This is a genomic window from Brevundimonas sp. S1H14, from assembly GCF_047716865.1.
Classification (GTDB): Bacteria; Pseudomonadota; Alphaproteobacteria; order Caulobacterales; family Caulobacteraceae; genus Brevundimonas; species Brevundimonas naejangsanensis.
Map to the genome: position 1 here is coordinate 81,555 of NZ_CP136679.1, position 18,178 is coordinate 99,732.

The following is an 18,178-nucleotide window of genomic DNA, read 5'->3' on the forward strand; positions in this document are numbered from 1 at the left end:
CCAGCCGTAAACGGACGCCGCCCATGCCCGCCGCTCCCGACTTTCCGCCCGCCCCGGACGCGATCAAACCCGTCCGCGCCCTGATCTCCCTGTCGGACAAGGCGGGGCTGGAAGACGCCGCGCGCACCCTGGCGGGGCTGGGCGTCGAACTGGTCTCGACCGGCGGCACCAAGGCGGCGATCGCGGGCTTCGGCCTGCCGGTCAAGGACGTGGCCGATCTGACCGGCTTCCCGGAGATGATGGACGGCCGGGTCAAGACCCTGCACCCCGTGGTGCACGGCGGCCTTCTGGGCGTGCGCAACGCCCCGGCCCACGCCGCCGCCATGACCGAGCACAATATCGGCGCCATCGATATCGTCTGGATCGACCTCTATCCGTTCGAGAAGACCGTAGAATCCGGCGGCGGCTTTGAAGCAGCCATCGAGAACATCGACATCGGCGGCCCGGCCATGATCCGCTCGGGTTCGAAGAACCACGGCCATGTCGCCGTCGCCGTCGACGCGGAAAGCATCGGCCTGATCGTCGAGGCCCTGAAGGCCGACGGTTCCACGACCCTGGCCCTGCGCAAGCAGCTGGCCGCCCGCGCCTTCGCCCGCACCGCCGCCTATGACGCCGCCGTGTCCGGCTGGTTCGCCGCTCAGCTGGAAGACGCCGCCCCGGCCCGCAAGTCGATCGCCGGTTCGCTGGCCCAGACCCTGCGCTATGGCGAAAATCCGCACCAGACCGGCGCCTTCTACCGCACCGGCGAGCGCCGTCCGGGCGTGGCCTACGCCACCCAGGTCCAGGGCAAGGAACTGGGCTACAACAACATCGCCGACGCCGACGCCGCCTATGAGCTGGTGGCCGAGTTCGAGGCCCCGGCCTGCGTCATCGTCAAGCACGCCAACCCCTGCGGCGTGGCCGTCGGCAAGGACCTGTCGGAAGCCTACGCCCGCGCGCTGGAATGCGACGCCGTGTCGGCCTTCGGCGGCGTTATCGCCGTCAACCGCCCGCTGAACGGCGAAGACGCCCGCGCCATCACGGGCATCTTCACCGAGGTCGTCATCGCGCCGGGCGCGGACGACGAAGCCAAGGCCGTCTTCGCCGCCAAGAAGAACCTGCGCCTGCTGATCACCGACGGCCTGCCCGACCCGCACGGCGCGGGCGAGGTGTTCCGCTCGGTCGCGGGCGGCTTCTTGGTCCAGTCGCGCGACCGCTCGCTGATCAAGCCGTCCGACCTGAAGATCGTCACCCGCCGCCAGCCGACGCCGACCGAGATCCAGGACATGCTGTTCGCCTTCACCGTGGCCAAGCACGTCAAGTCCAACGCCATCGTCTACGCCAAGGACGGCCAGACGGCGGGCATCGGCGCCGGCCAGATGAACCGTCGCGACAGCGCCCGCATCGCCGCCATCCGCGCCAAGGAAGCGGGCGAGGTCAAGGGTCTGGCCCATTCGCTGGCTGAAGGCTCGGCCTGCGCGTCCGAAGCCTTCTTCCCCTTCGCCGACGGCCTGCTGGAAGCCGTCGCCGCCGGGGCCACGGCGGTGATTCAGCCCGGCGGCTCGATCCGTGACGAGGAAGTCATCGCCGCCGCCGACGAACGCGGCATCGCCATGGCCTTCACCGGCGTTCGCGTCTTCCGGCACTGATAGACCGCTACCGCAGGCGGCGCGGCCGCCTGCTGCTTGAGCTGTTTTTTGGACGCTAACGCAAGCCGCCCGGCGGCTCGCTGCTTGAGCGCAAGGAAAAGGGCGCTGCCGATCATCGGCAGCGCCCTTCTTCATGGCCGGTTTGAGCGCCGCCCATTCACCCCCGCTCATCCCGGCGGACGCCGGGACCCAGTGCTTTGGCTTCAACCGCCGCTCCCATGAGCAAAGCGTGAGACCGGCGCTCTTGCTGGATCCCGGCGTCCGCCGGGATGAGCGGGAGATTAAACATCAATCCTCAATGACCTCGTGCGAGCCGGCGCGGCCCAGACGCCAGTAGCCGGCGACCTTCATCCATTTCGGGTTGAACGGCCGGGCGGCCAGCAGAGCCGCCCGCATCGAGCGGGCGACCGAGGATTCGCAGGCCACCCACACATAGGCGTCGGCCGGGTCGATCCGTCTCGCCGCCGCGATCGCCGCCGTCGTCAGGGCCTCGGCGCGGCCGCGCGGGCCGCCGTTGCGGTGCACCCAGGCGATCTCGACGTCCGCCGGACTGGGCAGGTCCAGTTCGCCCGCCACATCATTGACCTCGATGCAGGCGATGGCGCGCGCCTCTTGGGGCAGTTCCTCCAGCCGCCGCGCGATGGCGGGGATCGCCGCCTCGTCGCCGACCAGCAGGTGTTCGGCGAAGCTGGTCGGGATCAGGAAGGAGCCGCGCGGCCCGCCCAGGCCCAGCTCATCCCCCGGTCGCGCATCCTCGGCCCAGGCCGTGGCCGGACCGCCGTGACCGACCGCGAAGTCGATCGTCAGCCGCCTGTTGGCCGCATCGAAGGCGCGCGGCGTGTAGTCGCGCGCCACGGGCCGGGGCTCCGGGAACACCGGCCCATCCGGCCCCAGCGTCGGCAGCACCAGCGCCTCGCCGCGCGGCGCCGGGAAGACCTTCACATGGTCGTCGAAGCCGGGGCTGAAGAAGCCTTCCAGCTCATCGCCCGTCAGCACGATCCGCTTCAGCACGGGGGTCAGCTGCTCCACCGCCTCAACGCGGGCGCGGCGGAATTTCAGCTCATGCCGCACGCGGCGCGGTTGTCTCAACAGAGCGTTGCTCATGCCTGTCTCACCTTTTCGGCTGCGGCTTCGATCAGATCGGCGATGGCCTCGACCTGGGCCTCGCTGAGCGGCGGCTCCTGGGTCAGGCGGTCGTGGGTCGCCGCGCGGAAGGCCTCTATGGCCTGAGCGATCCGGGCCGGACGGTCGGCGCGGCCGCGCAGAACCTTCATCTTGCGCTCGGCGTGCGCCAGGGCCTCGGCGTTCTCGACCAACAGGCGGCGGCCTTCATCTGTGATGGCGTAGCGTTTCTTGCCGCCCTCGGCGACGGCGCTCAGAGCGCCCATGTCTTCCAACAGCGTCAGGCTGGGGTAGATGACGCCGGGGCTGGGCGTATAGGCGCCGCCCATCCGCGATTCGACAGCCTTGATCAGCTCATAGCCGTGACTGGGCTTGTCGGCGATCAGCGACAGCAGCACCCAGCGCAGGGCGCCGTGCTCGAACATCCGGCCGCCGCCGCGCCGGCCGTGGCCCTCGCCGCGCATCCGGCCCTCGCCCATGCGTCGGCCTTCCGGACGCATCGTCCGGCCGTGACCGCCGCCAAAGCCCAAGCCGCGCTCAAATCCGCGACCGCCGCCCAGACCCAAGCCATGCCCCATGCCATGACCCATGCCGTGGCCGCGCTTTCCGATCCCCTTGGATCCTCTCATCTCGTCTTTTCTCTCACTTAGATATATCGAACATGCAAACAGATATATCTAAGTGAATGAGACGCAAGACCCCTTTCCTGAAAAAAACGACGCCCTAAGTTGCGGGTATGGACACCATCGCCGCCCGCTGGGCCAAGCTTGAGCCCCATATCCAGGTCGTCGGGCCGGACGACGACCGGCCGCGTCCGACCGTCCTGCTGTTCCACGGCTGCGGCGGTCTTCGCGCCCACCTGCCGCGGTACGCCGAGGCGGCGAAGGCGACGGGATGGCGGGCGGTCATCGTCGATTCCTACGCTCCACGCGGCTGGAGCCGGGCCTTCACCCTGACCGCCGTCTGCACCGGCCTGGCGCTTCGGGGCTATGAGCGGGCGGGCGATGTGCTGGCGGCCATCCACGGGATTTCACAGAGATCGGACGTGGACGCCTCGCAGCTCGTCCTGGCCGGATGGAGTCACGGCGGCTGGTCGATCATGGAGATGATGAGCGAAACGCCCGCGCCCCGCCGCATGGGTGTAGCCGATCCCGGCGTCGTCGATCTGTCGGGCGTGAAGGCGGTGTGGCTGGCCTATAGCTATATCGGCGCCTGGGCGTTCAACCGGATGAAGCCGTGGCGCCTGCATCCGCGCGTTTTCGCCCTGACGGCCGGGCGCGACCACCTGACCACGGTGCGCAACGCCGAGCGCGTCAACGCCATGATCCGCGCGGGCGGCTCAGAGGTGGAAAGCTGGGTCGTCGACGGCACCCACGCCTTTGACGAACCGACCAACAACGGGCCGATGCGCCATCATCCCGAGCTGGCCGCAGAGGCCCTGCGCCGCTTCACCGTCTTCCTGAAGGAAACCGCGCAGGCGGAAGCGACGCCAGAAGCCTGATGGTTGTCTGAAACCTGACTGAAGCCCCCCGCATCAACGCGGCTCGACCCTCACCTCGGCGCGGATCGAATTGGCGATGTAGCAGATGTCGTGGGCGCGATGGTGCAGGTCGGCGATGGCCGCCGCGTCCGGCCGCTTGTCGCCCGACCACGCGACGACGGGGCGCAGGACGATGTCCGTGATCGACATCTTGCCGCGCTCGTCCTTGCCCAGGGTTCCTTCCGCCTCGTCTCGATAGGAATCGACCACAAAGCCGTCCTTGCGGGCGTAGGCCAGGAAGAACAGCATGTGGCAGCTGGACAGGGCGGCGACCAGGGCCTCTTCCGGGTCCACCGCCGCCTCTTCCGACAGGGGCGGCGGGATCATGGGCGAAGGCGCAGACGATCCCCGCACCACCGCGCCGCCGTCAAAGCGCCAGTCATGGCCGCGGCCGTATTTGTTGTCGCTGAAGGGCTGATCGCCCCGGTTCCATTCGACGACGGCGACATGCTGGCTCATGACGGGCTCCAAGACTGAAGGTCGAAGCTAAGCTAGGCGCCCGGTTCAGCTTGCGCCAGATCGCCTTGGGTCAGATCGCCTCTGGTCAACATCCGCATCTGCATCGACGCACGAATGGTGAAGCCCAGCGAATGGTACAGGGCGATGGCCCCGGCGTTGTCCGCATAGGAGTGCAGGAAGGCCGTTTCGCCGCGCGCCAGGATACGCTCGATCACCGCCCGCATCAGGGCCCCGGCGTAACCGCGGCCGCGCGCGTCGGGGTGGGCGCAGACGCCGGACACCTCGGTGAAGCCGTCGGGCTTCAGCCGCTCGCCCGCCATCGCCAGCAGCCGACCGTCCTGCTTGACCCCAAAGAAGTCGCCCAGCCGGTGCGTCCGCTCGAAGAAAGGCCCCGGCTCGGTTAGGGTCGCCAGCGCCAGCATGGCGGCGGCGTCGGCCTCACCCAGCGGTTCGATGGCGATATCACGCGGCTTGGCTGGCGCCAGATCAACCAGCACCATCTGCGACAACACCGCCTCCTTCAGCACCGTCAGGCCGGGCGGGACAGGCGTCCGCGCCGCCTCGACCGTGGCCAGCATCCCCTCTGGTTGCTCCAACGCGGAAAGGGCCGCCAGGCTTTGCGGCGACGGATCAACCGCCGCTGCAAAGACGCCATAGCCCGGCGCCAGGCGCAGCGCCCCGCCTGCGCCCACGGCCAGCGGCGCCTGACGCGCAGACGTCAGGGCGCTCCAGACCGGCCGGTCGAGCGGATGGGTCATCGCCGCTTCTTCCCGATTAGCCCTGCCAGAAGCCGACGATCTTCTTGACCTCGGCGATGGTCGGTTCGGCGATCTCGCGCGCCTTTTCGGCGCCGGCGGCCAGGGCGCGGTCGATCTCGGCCGGGTCGTTCATCAGGCGGCGCATCTCGGCCGTGACATTGGCCATGGACGACACGGCCAGTTCAGCCAGCTTGGGCTTGAAGGCGCCGAAGCCCTGCCCCGCGAACTCGGCCAGAACGGCCTCGCGCGTGGTGTCGGCCAGGGCGGCGTAGATGGCGACCAGGTTCTTGGCCTCGGGCCGACCTTCCAGACCCTCAAGCGTTTCCGGCAGGGGCTCCATGTCGGTCTTGGCCTTGCGGACCTTGTTGGCGATGGCGTCGGCGTCGTCGGTCAGATTGATGCGCGACAGGTCCGACGGGTCGGACTTGGACATCTTGGCCGCGCCGTCGCGCAGGGACATCACCCGCGTCGCCGGCCCCTGGATCAGCGGCTCGGGCAGGGGGAAATAGCCGGGCGTCCCGAAGTCGTTGTTGAACTTCTGGGCGATGTCGCGGGTCAGCTCCAGATGCTGTTTCTGGTCCTCGCCGACCGGCACCTCGGTCGCCTTGTAGAGCAGGATGTCCGCCGCCTGCAGCACCGGATAGGTGTAGAGGCCGACGCTGGAGCGTTCCTTGTGCTTGCCCGACTTCTCCTTGAACTGGGTCATCCGGTCGAGCCAGCCGAGACGGCCGACGCAGTTGAAGATCCAGGCCAGTTCGGCGTGGGCGGGCACGGCTGACTGCGGAAAGATGACGGCCTTGGCCGGGTCCAGGCCCGAGGCCAGATAGGCCGCCGCGATCTCGCGCGTCTGGGCGGCCAGCTTCTCGGGCTCCTGCCACACGGTGATGGCGTGCATGTCGGCGACGAAGACGAACAGGGGCGCGCCCGTCTCCTGAAGTTCAGTGAAGCGTTTCAGCGCGCCCAGATAGTTGCCCAGGTGCAGGGCGCCCGAGGCCTGGATGCCGGACAGGATGCGGCGCGGGCCGGTGTATTGGGCCGGGGTCTGGTCAGTCATGATAGCGGATCTCGGAAGTCGAAAGGCGAATGTCGGCGCACGGTTTCGCGTGCGAAAGGCGGGCGTGCGGAAGCCCGGGGCGGCGGATCAGCCGCGCCATCGTCCGTGAGCGAGAAATCGTCCCGAAAGCGCCATGCCCTCGCGCTTATCGGTTCGGGCCGCGAAGGGCAACACTCCTGCGGCGGTTCGCGCGTCGCCGCGATCGCGGAACGATGTTAGCCTCCTCTTCCATCCTCATGGAGGGAAGGACATGGACGAGTTCGAAGTCGCCCCGCCCGAGAGCTTCGACTCTCGCCAGGCGCTGACGCGGATGCTGGCGCTGCTGCATCACCTGATCGACATGATCGCCGAGTTCAGGGAGATGCTGATTCTGACCAGCGGCGGCAACCCCGCCGACCCGGTGCTGGATGACGCTTTCCTGGCGGCCAGACTTTTGGCGCTGGAGGATGTCGACGCCCTGATCGCCATGGTCGGCGACGCGGACTTCTCGACCCCCGCCATGGTCGAGCATCGCCTTCAGGGCGACGCGCTGCGCTTCAAGATGCTGGCGATCCTGGCGGCCTATCGCCTGGTCGTCGCCGCTCAGCCTAGCCGGAATCCGGGCATGAGCCGAGGCTGGTCCCTCTATCGCCGCGCCCTGCGCGCGACGCTGGCGGCCATCGACGGTCCGTTGGAGTCCCTTACGGCGGCGCTCGGCGCCAAACAGGGGCTGGTAGAGTTCAAGAAAGCGCTGGAGGTTCTGCTAGACCTATGACCGGGCCGAGCGTCGAACCAGGCCCTTGACCTCGGCCACAGTCACGGCGCGGGTCAGGAAGGCGAGCGCGACATAGGCCAGACCGCCCGCCGCCACGACCAGCAGCAGGGTGATCTCCTTGGCGCCGTGGCTCGAACCCGCCATCGCCAGCAGGTCCGCGACCGGCGCCTGCAGCATCGGCCGCGCCCACGACGCCGCGCCGACCACCGCCGCCAGACCCGCGCTGGCCAGGGCGATGCGGCCCAGACGCCAGATGGCGCGCGGGCTGGGTCGGTAGTGCTCGCGACGCCACAGGGTCGCGCCCAGAAGCAGGACATTGGTCCAGGCCGATGCGCTGACCGCCGCCGCAATGCCGGACACCCCCATGCCAAGGTTGAACAGGCCGATGGCCAGCACGGCGTTCACCGCCACGGACACCAGAGCGAAAACCATGGGCCTGCGCGTATCGCCGCGCGCGAAGAAGGCCGGGGCCAGGATGCGGATCAGGACGAAGGCGGGCACGCCCCAGCCGAAATGCAGCAGGGCGTGAGCCGTGTTGACGGCGTCCACCTGCAGGAAGGCGCCGCGCGTGAACAGGGCGTCGATCAGGAAGTAGGGCATGGCCATCAGGGCCGCCGCCGCCGGCAGGGTCAGGGCCATCGACAGGATCAGCGCCTCGTCCATCGACGCCTGCTGTTGGCCGTGATCCTGAGACGCCACCGCCGCTGACAGCTTGGGCAGAAGGGCGATGCCGATCGCCACCCCGACCAGACCCAGCGGCAGCTGATACAGCCGGTCCGCCGTCGCCAGCCAGGTGCGCCCGCCGTTGACGAAGCTGGACAGGTTGCCGGAGATGAAGACGTTGATCTGGGTCGCGCTGTTGCCGATGGCGGCCGGGATGGCGGTGATGATGATGGCCTTCACGGCCGGGGTCATCTTCGGCAGGCTGAGACGGATGTTCGCCCCCGCCTTGCGCGCCGCCCACCAGCACAGGCCCGCCTGGGCTATCCCTGCGACCAGCACGGCCCAGGAGGCGGCGTAGGCGGCCTGGATCTGGTCGCCCTTCACCGGGATGACGGCGGCTAGCATGATCAGGTTCAGCAGGATCGGATAGGCGCCCGAGACGATGAAGCGTCCCCGTGCGTTCAGCACCCCGCTGAGCAGGGCGGCGATCGCCATACAGGGCAGGTAAGGCATGGTGATCTGGGTCAGGATCACCGCCAGCTTGAACCGCGCCGGATCGTCCAGAAAGCCGATGTTGATGACCGTCATCAGCCACGGCATCGTCAGCTGGGCGACCACGGTCAGGGCCACGGTGACGGCGGCAACGGCGGCCAGGGCGTCGGTCGCCACCCTGTCGGCCGCCGCCTCGCCTTCGCTCTTCAGCGTCTTGGCGTAGGCGGGCACGAAGGCGGCGGCGAAGGCGCCTTCGGCGAAGATGCGCCGGAACAGATTGGGGAAGTTCAGCGCCGTATAATAGGCGTCCGCCGCCGGTCCCGCCGAGGCGCCCAGCGCCGCCGTGATGACCAGATCGCGCGCAAACCCGGCCAGACGGCTGAGAAGGGTCATGGCGCTGAAAATGGCCGAGGAGCGCGCCACCCCGCCCGCCTTGGCTGTTGCAGCAGACGCAGGCGGCTGGACCACCGGCTCGACCGTGGCGTTAGCCGCTGAAATCGGCGCGGCCGGTTCGATGGGGTCGGTCTTGTCGTTCACGGCTATTCCTGCGCTCGGTCCCGCAACGCCTTAGCGCGCCTGCGGGTCGCTGGATACGCCCGCGCGGCCCAGCGCGCCTTCCAGATCCGAAACGTCGCGCACGCTGGCGCGCACGGGGGTGATGCTGCGCCCGGCGGGGCCTTGCGGCGCGCGATCCAGCACCTCCAGCAGATCCGCTTTCAGCGCCTCCAGCTTCGCCTTGCTCTTGGGTTTCCGGCCGTCAGCGTCGGTGATGTAGAAGCCGTCCACCGCCCGCTCGCCGAAGCTGGCGACGTGGGCCGAGCGGGTCGAATAACCGTGCGTCGAAATGGTCCGCGCCAGATCGGCCAGCAGACCGGGCCGGTCGGCGCCCGAAACCTCGATCACCACGGCGCTTGTGCCCGTATCGGCGTCGATCCGCACCACCGGCCGCACATCAAAGACGGCGCGGCGGGCGCTGACGCGCGGCGCCTGCATGGCCGAGGTCCGCGCGCCCTTCAGCACCGCCCGCTCCATCGCCTTGACCAGAATGGCCAGCCGTCGCGGCTCGCGCTGACCGTAAGGCTCGCCCGCGCCATCCTGAATCTCGAACACGTCCAGCGCCATGCCGTCGTCGGCCGTGGCCAGACGCGCGCCCACGACGTCTGCGCCCGCCATCGACAGGGTGGCGGCCAGATCGGCGAACAGACCCGACCGGTCGCGCGCCGCCACGGCCACGCGGGCCGTCGATTCCAGCGGCCCCTCGGCGGCCAGGGCCTCGACCGCCGCCCCCTCGCGCCGCGCGCGCTCGACCAGGGCCGGGTGGTCGGCCAGAGGGTCTTCGCGCGTCACGGCGTCGCCCCGGAACAAGGCCTCGGTCGCCTCGAACAGGGCGCGCATCAACTGCCCCTTCCAGCCGTTCCAAACGCCCGGCCCCACGGCGCGGATGTCGGCCACGGTCAGCACCATCAGCATCCGCAGACGTTCCGGGTCGCCGACCGCCTCGGCGAAGGCGCGCACGGTCGAGGGGTCGGACACGTCGCGCTTCTGGGCGTAGTCGCTCATCAGCAGGTGGTGGCGCACCAGCCAGACGACCAACTCGATCCGGCGCGGATCGACGCCCAGGCGCTCGCACGCCCGGCGCGCGGCGATGGCGCCGTCCTCCAGCTGTCCCCGGTCGCCGCCCTTGCCCACGTCGTGCAACAGCATGGCCAGCATCAGGGCCTCGATATCGGCGATGCGCGGCACGATGGCGGTCGAGGCCGGATGGTCCGCCTTCAGCTTGCCGCGCGCGATATCGTTGATGATCCCCACCGCCTGCAGCGTGTGCTCGTCCACCGTATAGGCGTGGTACATGTTGAACTGGGTCTGGCCGACGATCCGCCCCCATTCGGGCAGGAAGCGGCCCAACAGCCCCGTCTCGTTCATGATCGACAGGACGCGATAGGGCCGCTGCCCGTGCGCCAACACCTTCAGGAAGGCATCGGCCCCGCGGGGGTCGCGCCGCAGAGCGGGCGTCACCAGCGTCAGGGAGCGGATCACGGCGGCGAAGGCGTCGGGGTGCAGGTCCAGATCCAGCCGATCCGCTTCGACGAAGAGCAGCAGCAGACGCACCGGATCACGCGCGAAAACGTTGGCCCCGGTGACGGTCAGCCGCCCCTCCTCCACCGCCAGCCCATCGAAGGCCAGCTTGATGCGTCGGCGGCGGATCAGCCGCGACAGGCCGCGCGCCAGCCCTTCGGCCTTCTTCTGCTGGCGCGCCTCCAGCTGGGCCGAGACGGCGCGGGTCAGGGCGCCGACCTCGCGCGCCACCTGGAAATAGCGGCGCATGAAGCGCTCGACCGCCAGTTCGTCGCCGCGACCGCGCCAGCCCATGCGCCGGGCGATCTCGGGCTGGAAATCGAAAGTCAGCTTCTCCTCAGGTCTCCCCGCGACCAGATGCAGCAGGACGCGCACCCGCCACAGGAAGCCGATGGCCTCGCGGAAGCTGCGCAGCTCGCGCGCAGTCAGCAGGCCCTCCAGCGCCGCCTGCCCCCGCTCGCTGTCCGGGACCAGCGAGCGGGCGATCCAGAACAGGGTGTTGAGGTCGCGCAGCCCGCCCTTGCCGTCCTTGACGTTCGGCTCGACGCGATAGCGGACGGCGCCTGTCTTCTGCAGGCGCACATCGCGCTCAGCCATCTTGGCGGCGATGAAGGGACGCGGGTCGGCGCGGGCGACTTCGCTGCGGAACCGCTTCAGCAGGCTGTCGCCCAGGCCTGCATCCCCCGCCAGGACCCGCGCTTCCAGCAGGGTAGTGCGCACCGTCATGTCGTCGCGCGCCAGCGCCAGCGTCTCGCCGATGGAGCGGAAGGCCGAGCCGACCTTCAACCCCAGATCCCACAGGACGTAGTGAACGAACTCGACCACCGCCTGAGCGCGCGGACTGATCGCCTGCCCCGGCCGCAGGAACAGCAGATCGAGATCCGAAAACGGCGCCAGCACCCCGCGCCCGTACCCGCCGACCGCCAGCAGGGTCAGCCGCTCGTCCGGGGCCGGATGGACCTGTTCGGTCGTAAAGCGCCACAGGGTCGACAGCAGGGCGTCAGCCGCCTCGGCGTACAGGCGTGCGGCCTCTGCGCCGTCGGTGGCGCTCTCGGCCCGGCGTGCGGCGCGGGCGCGATCGGCGTCGAAACTTTCACGCAGGAGCGCGGTGACAGCGGCGCGCGGGTCCGGCGCCGAGGCGGCGTCGAGGATGGCGGACGGGAGCGGAGGCGGTGAGATCACGATGGCGACCATAGCATGCTCCCTATCTCCCGCTCATCCCGGCGGACGCTGGGACCCAGTGAGAGCTTCGCCCTCAAAGCCCAAAAAATTCATCATGTCCAAGCGCGCGGATGAGGCCAAAGGACTGGGTCCCGGCGTCCGCCGGGATGAGCGGCTTTCTTAGGTCTTAGCGAGCCCCTTCAGCCGATACAGCGCCTCCAGCGCCTCGCGCGGGGTCAGGTCATCCGGGTCGATGGCGGCGACGGCCTCGTCCAGCATGGACTTCATCGGCGGCGGGGGCGGTTCGGCGGCGGCGGCGAACAGCGGCAGGTCGTCCAGACGGGCGGTCGCCGCCTTCTCATTCTCCAGCCGCTCCAGCACCTCGCGGGCGCGGCCGACAACGGCGGTCGGCACACCGGCCAGACGCGCCACCTGCACGCCGTAGGAACGGTCCGCCGCCCCTGGCGCCGCCTCGTGCAGGAAGACCAGTTCGCCGTTCCACTCGCGCGCCTTCATCGACAGGTTGCAGACGTGGTCGAGCCTTTCCTCGAGCTGGGCCAGCTCATGATAGTGGGTGGCGAACAGGGTCCGCGCGCGGTTGGTCTCGTGCAGGGCCTCGGCCGTGGCCCAGGCGATGGCGAGGCCGTCATAGGTGGCGGTGCCGCGCCCGATCTCGTCCAGCACGACGAAGCTGCGCCCGGTCGCCTGCGTCAGGATGGCGGCCGTCTCGACCATCTCCATCATGAAGGTGGAGCGGCCGCGCGCCAGATCGTCTCCGGCGCCGACGCGACTGAACAGACGGTCGACCACGCCCAGCTTCATCGACCGCGCCGGCACGAAGGCGCCGGCCTGCGCCAGCACCACCAGAAGCGCGTTCTGGCGCAGGAAGGTCGACTTACCCGCCATGTTCGGGCCGGTGACGATGGACAGGCGCGAGGCCCCGACGCCGTCGCCCGCCAGTTGGCAGTTGTTGGGGGTGTAAGGCAGGCCCTGCGCCTTCACCGCCGCCTCGACCACCGGGTGGCGGCCCGCCTCGACGGCGAAACAAAGGCTGTCGTCGACGCTGGGGCGCACGGCCCCGACCTCTTCGGCCCATTCTGCCAGGGCGGCGTGAGCATCCAGTTCGGCCAGAGCCTCGGCCACGCCCTGCAGCGGCCCGGCCAGACGCGCCACCTCGCGGCGCCAGCCCTCGAAGGTCTCGGCCTCGATGGCCAGGGCGCGGTGCCCGGCCTGGCTGATTTTCGCGTCCAGCTCAGACAGTTCGACGGTGGTGAAGCGCACCTGATTGGCCAGAGTCTGGCGGTGGATGAAGGGGCTGTCCGGTCCCGCGCGCAACAAGGGTTCGGCCGCCTTGGCGCTGGCTTCAAGGAAGTAGCCGAGGACGGCGTTGTGGCGGACCTTGAAGGCGACGCCGCTGTCGGCGACCGCCTTGGCTTCCAGTTCAGCGATGATCTTGCGGCTGTCGTCGCGCAGGGTGCGGGCGGCGTCCAGCTCGGGGCGATGGCCGGGGTTCACATAACCGCCGTCGCGCGCCAAATGCGGCGGCTCGTCCATCAGGCCATCGGTCAGTTCGGCCAGCAGGTGCGACAGGTCGCCCTCAAGCGCCAGTTGGTCCAGACAGGCCGTCACCCGCGCGGGCGGCCCGGCCAGCGGATCATTGGCCGAGGCGGCGAACAGGGCGCTGAGACCCTGCGCCGTCTTCAACCCCGAACGGATCGCCGCCAGATCGCGCGGCCCCCCGCGCCCCAGCGCCAGACGCGAGGTCGCCCGCGCCACATCAGCCGAGGCGCGCAAGGCGTCGCGCAGGTCGCGTCGCAGATCGCGCCGCTCCAGCAGCCACTCGACCGCATCCAGCCCGGCGTTGATCGCCGCTGGATCGCGCAAGGGCCGGGAGACGCGTTCGGCCAGCGCCCGCGCCCCGCCCGAGGTCACGGTGCGGTCGATGGCGTGCAGCAGGGACCCGTCGCGTTCTCCACGTTGGGTGCGGTCGATCTCTAGGCTGAGGCGGGTCGCCGGATCGATGGCCAGGAAGCCGCTCTCGCCCGAACGGCGCGGCGGGGTCAGGGCGGGAATCCTGCCCGCCTGCGTCGTCTCCAGATAGGCGGCGATCAGGCCCAGGGCCGAAATCTCGGCCTCTTCAAAGGCGCCGAAGCCGTCCAGCGCCGAGACGCCGTAAAGCCGCTGCACCCGATCCTTGGCCCCGACCGGCTCGGCCAGAGCCTGAGGCATGGCCTGAACCACCCCGCCCGAGCCGTCCAGCGCGCCCTTCATCGTCTCGTCCGAGAACAGGCGGTCGGGGACCAGCACCTCGGACGGACGGAACGCCGCCAGCGCCGCGCCCAGATCAGACAGGTCGCAGGCGACCGAATCCACCACACCCGCCGACAGTTCGACCACCGCCACGGCGGCCCTTCCTTTACGGATCGCCACGGCCGCCAGACGGTTGGCGCCGCGCGCGTCCAGCAGCGTGTCCTCGGTCAGGGTGCCGGGCGTCACCACCCGCACGATGTCGCGGTGAACCACGGCCTTGGAGCCGCGCTTCTTGGCCTCGGCCGGGTCTTCCAGCTGTTCGCAGACGGCGACCTTGAAGCCCTGGCGGATCAGCCGCGCCAGATAGCCGTCCATCGCGTGGACCGGCACCCCGGCCATGGGGATGTCCTCGCCCTGATGCTTGCCGCGTTTGGTCAGGGCGATGCCGAGCGCCGCCGCCGCCTTCTGCGCGTCCTCGAAGAACAGCTCGTAGAAGTCGCCCATGCGGAAGAACAGCATGGCGTCGGGCTGTGTGGCCTTGACCGACAGATACTGGGCCATGACCGGCGTGGTGCCAGCGTCGGGCTTGAGGTCGGTTTTCGGCGGATGGGAAAGCGGCGCGTTCATCTGGTCCGCAGGGTGGCGGATCGGGGCGACGGCCTCAAGCGCGGGCGGCGTCCCTCATGCACAGGCGCAAGGCGACCTGTGGACAGCTTTGTGGATCAGGCGGCGCTCACCAGCCGCAGACGCGGGCGCGAGGCCAGGGCGGCGGGCGTCTCGTCCAGCGCCAGGGCGTCCCAGTCGATGTCGGGGCGCGGCGCGTGGGAGGCGGCGATGATGGCGCGCAGTTCGGCCGACGAGGCCACGCTGGCGATGACCGAGGCCACGCCCGGCAGGGTCAGGGCGTAGGCCAGGGCCGCCTGCATCGGGTCGACCCGCGCCTCGGCCAGACGGCGGCGCGTACGGGACAGCGCCATGCCGTGAGCCGCCAGTTCCGGCGGCAGGCTCTCGCGGTTGGCGAACAGCAGCCCTTGCGCAAAGACCGAGGCCAGATGCACCTCGACGCCCTGCCCGGCCAGATCGGCGATGGCGCCGGAGCGCGCCGCGCGCTGATCCAGGATGTTGCAGGTCAGTTGCACCACGTCCGGTTGGAAGCGGCGCGCCAGCAGAGCCGGGCCGTCCTCGACCGTGGCGATGAATCCGACCTTGCGGAAAATCCCGCGATCCTTCAGCGCCTGCAGGCGATCCCACAGGGCGCGGCCCTCGGCGCCCGCCAGATCAGCGGCGCTCTGCACCAGAACGGCGTCGCCGCGCGGCAGGCCCATCCGTTCCAGCGAGCGGCGGGCGCGGGCCTCGACCCGGTCCAGACCGTCGGCCAGGGGCACGGTGCGCGCGGTGACGCGGAAGGGCGAGGGGAAGGGCCAGGCCTGGCCCAGCATCCGTTCGACGTCGCCCTCGGGACGGGTGGCGACCAGGCCGACCCCGGCGTCGCCCGCGGTCTGCAGCAGGTGGCGCGTCGCCTCCTCGCGCTGGCCGGGCGGCAGCGGGCGGGACCGATCAGGCTCGACCACCAGGGCGATGGCGAGTTTGTCGGCTGGAGAGGGCGGAACAGCGAATCTCACGACCCCGATCATCCGACCCAAAGCTTAAGGGAGATTGACCGAAATCAAGGTCGTTGGTGAACGAAGAGGCTTAATCCGCGTCCGGCTGGTTTTCCGGCTTGGCGGCGATGAAGGCGGGATGCGCCTCGGCCCGCCCCTCGACCTCCAGCAGGCGCGGGAAGGCCGCCAGATCGACGTTGAACCGCCGCGCCGAATAGAGCTGGGGAATCAGATAGCAGTCGGCCAGCGTCGGCGCCGCGCCGAAGCACCAGCCGTCGCCGTGGCGCGCGACCAGCGCCTCCAGCGCCGTGAAGCCCTCGATGATCCACTGACCGGCCCAGGCGTCCACGCCCGCCTGATCGGCGCCCATTCCATCGGACGTCAGGCCTCGCACCGCCTTCAGAACCCGCAGATTATTGAGCGGATGGATGTCGCAGCCGATCACCGCCGCCATCGCCCGCACCTGCGCCCGGCCCGCCGCGTCGCGCGGCAGCAGGGGCGGTTCGGAATGGATTTCCTCCAGCCACTCCAGAATGGCCGGGCTCTGGGTCAGAACCAGGCCCTCGTCTGTCTCCAGCGCGGGGACCAGCCCCTGCGGATTGAGGCTGAGATAGGCTTCCGACTTCTGCGCCCCCGTGCGCAGGTCCAGCAGCGCCTGCTGATACTCCAGGCCCTTCAGATTGAGGGCGATGCGGGTGCGATAGCTGGTCCCTGAACGCCAGTAGCCATGCAGGATCATGATTGCACCGTGAAGCTGAGCGGCGGCAGGCCCGCGATGACCGCCTCGACCCGATCGCCGGGATTCAGTGGGCCGACGCCCGCCGGCGTGCCGGTGAAGATCAGATCGCCGGGCTGGAGCGCCCACAGTTCGGACGCCTTGGACAGGACGCCGTCGATGTCCCAGATCATGTCGGACAGGCGGCCGGACTGATGCACCGCGCCGTTGACCTTCAGCTCAATGACCGCATCCGGCGCGGGCGGCGTCAGGCTGAGCGCGCCGCACGGCGCGGACTGGTCGAACGCCTTGCCCGCCTCCCACGGCCGGCCCTTGGCTTTCGCTTCCGCCTGAAGATCGCGCCGCGTCAGATCGACGCCGACGGCCCAGCCGATCGGCCGGGCGTCCGGGCCCAGCGCGACGACCAGTTCGACTTCGTAATGCAGGTTCTGCGTCGCTGAGGGATAGGTCGGATCCGCGCCGTCCGCGACCAAGGCGTCGCCCGGCTTGGCGAAGAAGAAAGGCGCCGGCTTGTCGGGATCGGCGCCCATCTCGCGGGCATGAGCGGCGTAGTTCTGGCCCACGCACAGAATGCGCCGCACGGGCAGGCGGCGCGCATCGCCGTCAATCGGCAGAGAAGGCGTCGGGGCGGTCGGGAACAGCCATTGGGTCATGACGCCTGTTCTAGAAGCGCGCTTCGCTGCGCGCCAGATGGGAAGCCGCCCCGCACTGCAGGAACCTTGATCGTCGGTGTGGCGTTTCGAGCAGGGCTTCTCTATTTAATCGTCAAGCTTACACAAGGAGCGGAGCGCGCATCATGGCCACGTCCAAGGCTCGTGAAGACATCAAGAACGACCTCAAGACTCTGAAGGAGGACCTCAAGGCCGGCGCCCGTGAGGAAACCCAGCGTCTGAAGGAAAAGGCCTCTGAGGCCGAAGCCCGCCTGCGCGAGCAGGGCGAGGAATTGCGCGAAAAGGCGCGCGGCTACTATGACGACGCCAAGGTGCGCGGTCGTGAATATTACGACGACGCCGCCGAGAAGTTCGACGAAGCCCAACGCTATGTCGTCGAACGGGTGCAGGAGCGTCCGATCCAGTCGACCGTCATCGCGCTGGGCGTCGGCGTCGTGCTGGGTCTGCTGCTGGCCGGGCGTCGGCGCTGATGATCGGCCGGGGGCTCATCAACCGCGCCGTGGCGACCTTCGTCGCCGCCGGCGCGGCCTTCGTGGCCATGATCGCCCTGGGGGCCACGGTCTATTACCTGCTGCTGCTGGTCGTGATCCCCGTGATCGCGGCCGCCCTGACGGCGCTCCTGTTCGCCCTGATCGCGGCGATCGTCGCCCTGGTGTTCGTGCGCCGCGCGCGCGGCGACGGCGATGATGAGGAAGACGAGGAGCCGGAGGGGTTGGGCGCCCGCGCCCTGCATCTGTTCCAGCAACGCCCGGTCCTGGGCGCCGTTGCAGCCCTGGCCGGCGGTTTCATCTTCCTGCGCAATCCCGCCCTGGCGACGATGGTGGCGGCCGCCTTCACCGAAAAAAGCAGGGTTCGTCGTCGGCGATAAAGGAACAGCCAAGCCTCCGACGCGTTGTTTCAGGTAAGCGGCGCTGACGACGGGAGGGGTCGAAAGCTCGCTCCCGTCAACACCTTACGGAGGGTTTCGCCTATGCTTCGCTGGGCCATTATTTTCTTTATCATCGCCTTGGTCGCAGCCGTACTCGGCTTCGGCGGCATCTCGGGCATGTCGTTCGAGATCGCCAAATTCATCGCCATCATTGCGGTGATCCTGTTCGTCGTCTCCCTGCTGGTGGGCGGCCTGAGAGGGCGAGGCGGACCGCGCATCTAGCGCTGGCCGTTTCATGGAAAACGAGGGCTGCGACCTTGGCGTCGCGGCCCTTTTTCATGGCTG

17 protein-coding genes are annotated in these 18,178 nt (G+C 69.4%); 6 read left to right on the forward strand and 11 right to left on the reverse strand.

All coding sequences use genetic code 11. From position 1 onward, the window contains the following. Window positions 1–23 precede the first annotated feature (23 nt). The gene (gene purH / locus RSD66_RS00360) at window positions 24–1,628 is read left to right on the forward strand and encodes a bifunctional phosphoribosylaminoimidazolecarboxamide formyltransferase/IMP cyclohydrolase (protein ID WP_415288594.1); all 1,605 of its coding nucleotides are present in this window, start codon (window positions 24–26) and stop codon (window positions 1,626–1,628) included. 288 nt (window positions 1,629–1,916) lie between these two features. On the opposite strand, the gene RSD66_RS00365 is transcribed toward purH, so the two are convergent. Together RSD66_RS00365 and RSD66_RS00370 are read right to left on the reverse strand one after the other, a co-directional pair. After that, on the reverse strand, window positions 1,917–2,732 hold the full coding sequence (locus tag RSD66_RS00365) for a siderophore-interacting protein (RefSeq protein WP_415288595.1): 816 nt from the start codon (window positions 2,730–2,732) through the stop codon (window positions 1,917–1,919). Further along, window positions 2,729–3,379, reverse strand: coding sequence for a PadR family transcriptional regulator (locus RSD66_RS00370; RefSeq protein ID WP_415288596.1), 651 nt, complete (start codon window positions 3,377–3,379; stop codon window positions 2,729–2,731). Before RSD66_RS00370 ends, RSD66_RS00365 begins: the two co-directional genes overlap by 4 nt. Before the next feature lie 107 nt (window positions 3,380–3,486). Between RSD66_RS00370 and RSD66_RS00375 the strand changes: the two genes are divergently transcribed. Continuing rightward, window positions 3,487–4,251, forward strand: coding sequence for a dienelactone hydrolase family protein (locus RSD66_RS00375; RefSeq protein WP_415288597.1), 765 nt, complete (start codon window positions 3,487–3,489; stop codon window positions 4,249–4,251). Between the two features lie 33 nt (window positions 4,252–4,284). Here RSD66_RS00375 and RSD66_RS00380 read toward each other — a convergent pair whose 3' ends face one another. From RSD66_RS00380 to trpS, 3 genes are read right to left on the reverse strand one after another with little or no spacing between them, the layout of a single operon-like run. Then, on the reverse strand, window positions 4,285–4,749 hold the full coding sequence (locus tag RSD66_RS00380; protein WP_415288598.1) for an OsmC family protein: 465 nt from the start codon (window positions 4,747–4,749) through the stop codon (window positions 4,285–4,287). Window positions 4,750–4,781: 32 nt separating this feature from the next. Then, window positions 4,782–5,507 (reverse strand): GNAT family N-acetyltransferase, encoded by a 726-nt coding sequence (locus RSD66_RS00385; protein ID WP_346525202.1) that lies wholly within the window; start codon window positions 5,505–5,507, stop codon window positions 4,782–4,784. A gap of 16 nt (window positions 5,508–5,523) precedes the next feature. Further along, window positions 5,524–6,561: a tryptophan--tRNA ligase gene (gene trpS, locus RSD66_RS00390; RefSeq protein WP_119413089.1), complete on the reverse strand. Its 1,038-nt coding sequence runs from the start codon at window positions 6,559–6,561 to the stop codon at window positions 5,524–5,526. A 250-nt stretch (window positions 6,562–6,811) separates the two neighbouring features. Here trpS and RSD66_RS00395 point away from each other — a divergent pair, with 250 nt between their 5' ends. Next, window positions 6,812–7,315, forward strand: a complete 504-nt coding sequence (locus tag RSD66_RS00395) for a hypothetical protein (protein WP_415288599.1) — start codon at window positions 6,812–6,814, stop codon at window positions 7,313–7,315. On the opposite strand, the gene murJ is transcribed toward RSD66_RS00395, so the two are convergent. The 6 genes from murJ to RSD66_RS00425 form a co-directional block, all read right to left on the reverse strand. Then, window positions 7,310–9,007: a murein biosynthesis integral membrane protein MurJ gene (murJ, locus tag RSD66_RS00400; protein ID WP_415288600.1), complete on the reverse strand. Its 1,698-nt coding sequence runs from the start codon at window positions 9,005–9,007 to the stop codon at window positions 7,310–7,312. The genes RSD66_RS00395 and murJ overlap by 6 nt on opposite strands. Before the next feature lie 30 nt (window positions 9,008–9,037). Further along, window positions 9,038–11,740, reverse strand: a complete 2,703-nt coding sequence (gene glnD, locus RSD66_RS00405; RefSeq protein ID WP_415288601.1) for a [protein-PII] uridylyltransferase — start codon at window positions 11,738–11,740, stop codon at window positions 9,038–9,040. Between the two features lie 147 nt (window positions 11,741–11,887). Beyond that, window positions 11,888–14,584: a DNA mismatch repair protein MutS gene (gene mutS / locus RSD66_RS00410; protein ID WP_415288602.1), complete on the reverse strand. Its 2,697-nt coding sequence runs from the start codon at window positions 14,582–14,584 to the stop codon at window positions 11,888–11,890. A 95-nt stretch (window positions 14,585–14,679) separates the two neighbouring features. Next, complete coding sequence (locus tag RSD66_RS00415) at window positions 14,680–15,579, reverse strand: aldo/keto reductase (protein ID WP_415288603.1); 900 nt, start codon at window positions 15,577–15,579, stop codon at window positions 14,680–14,682. 70 nt (window positions 15,580–15,649) lie between these two features. Continuing rightward, the gene (maiA, locus tag RSD66_RS00420) at window positions 15,650–16,297 is read right to left on the reverse strand and encodes a maleylacetoacetate isomerase (protein WP_415288604.1); all 648 of its coding nucleotides are present in this window, start codon (window positions 16,295–16,297) and stop codon (window positions 15,650–15,652) included. After that, window positions 16,294–16,947: a fumarylacetoacetate hydrolase family protein gene (locus tag RSD66_RS00425; protein ID WP_415288605.1), complete on the reverse strand. Its 654-nt coding sequence runs from the start codon at window positions 16,945–16,947 to the stop codon at window positions 16,294–16,296. The genes maiA and RSD66_RS00425 overlap by 4 nt, the downstream gene beginning before the upstream one ends. Window positions 16,948–17,090: 143 nt before the next feature. On the opposite strand from RSD66_RS00425, the gene RSD66_RS00430 reads away from it, so the two are divergent. The 3 genes from RSD66_RS00430 (at window position 17,091) to RSD66_RS00440 (ending at window position 18,115) form a co-directional block, all read left to right on the forward strand. Then, entirely contained in the window at window positions 17,091–17,435 is a 345-nt protein-coding gene (locus tag RSD66_RS00430) for a glycine zipper domain-containing protein (RefSeq protein ID WP_415288606.1), read from the forward strand. Then, window positions 17,435–17,833, forward strand: coding sequence for a hypothetical protein (locus tag RSD66_RS00435; protein WP_024354461.1), 399 nt, complete (start codon window positions 17,435–17,437; stop codon window positions 17,831–17,833). Before RSD66_RS00430 ends, RSD66_RS00435 begins: the two co-directional genes overlap by 1 nt. Before the next feature lie 102 nt (window positions 17,834–17,935). Beyond that, a complete protein-coding gene (locus RSD66_RS00440) occupies window positions 17,936–18,115 on the forward strand; it encodes a DUF1328 domain-containing protein (protein WP_003166483.1) in 180 nt (59 codons plus the stop codon). Window positions 18,116–18,178 lie beyond the last annotated feature (63 nt).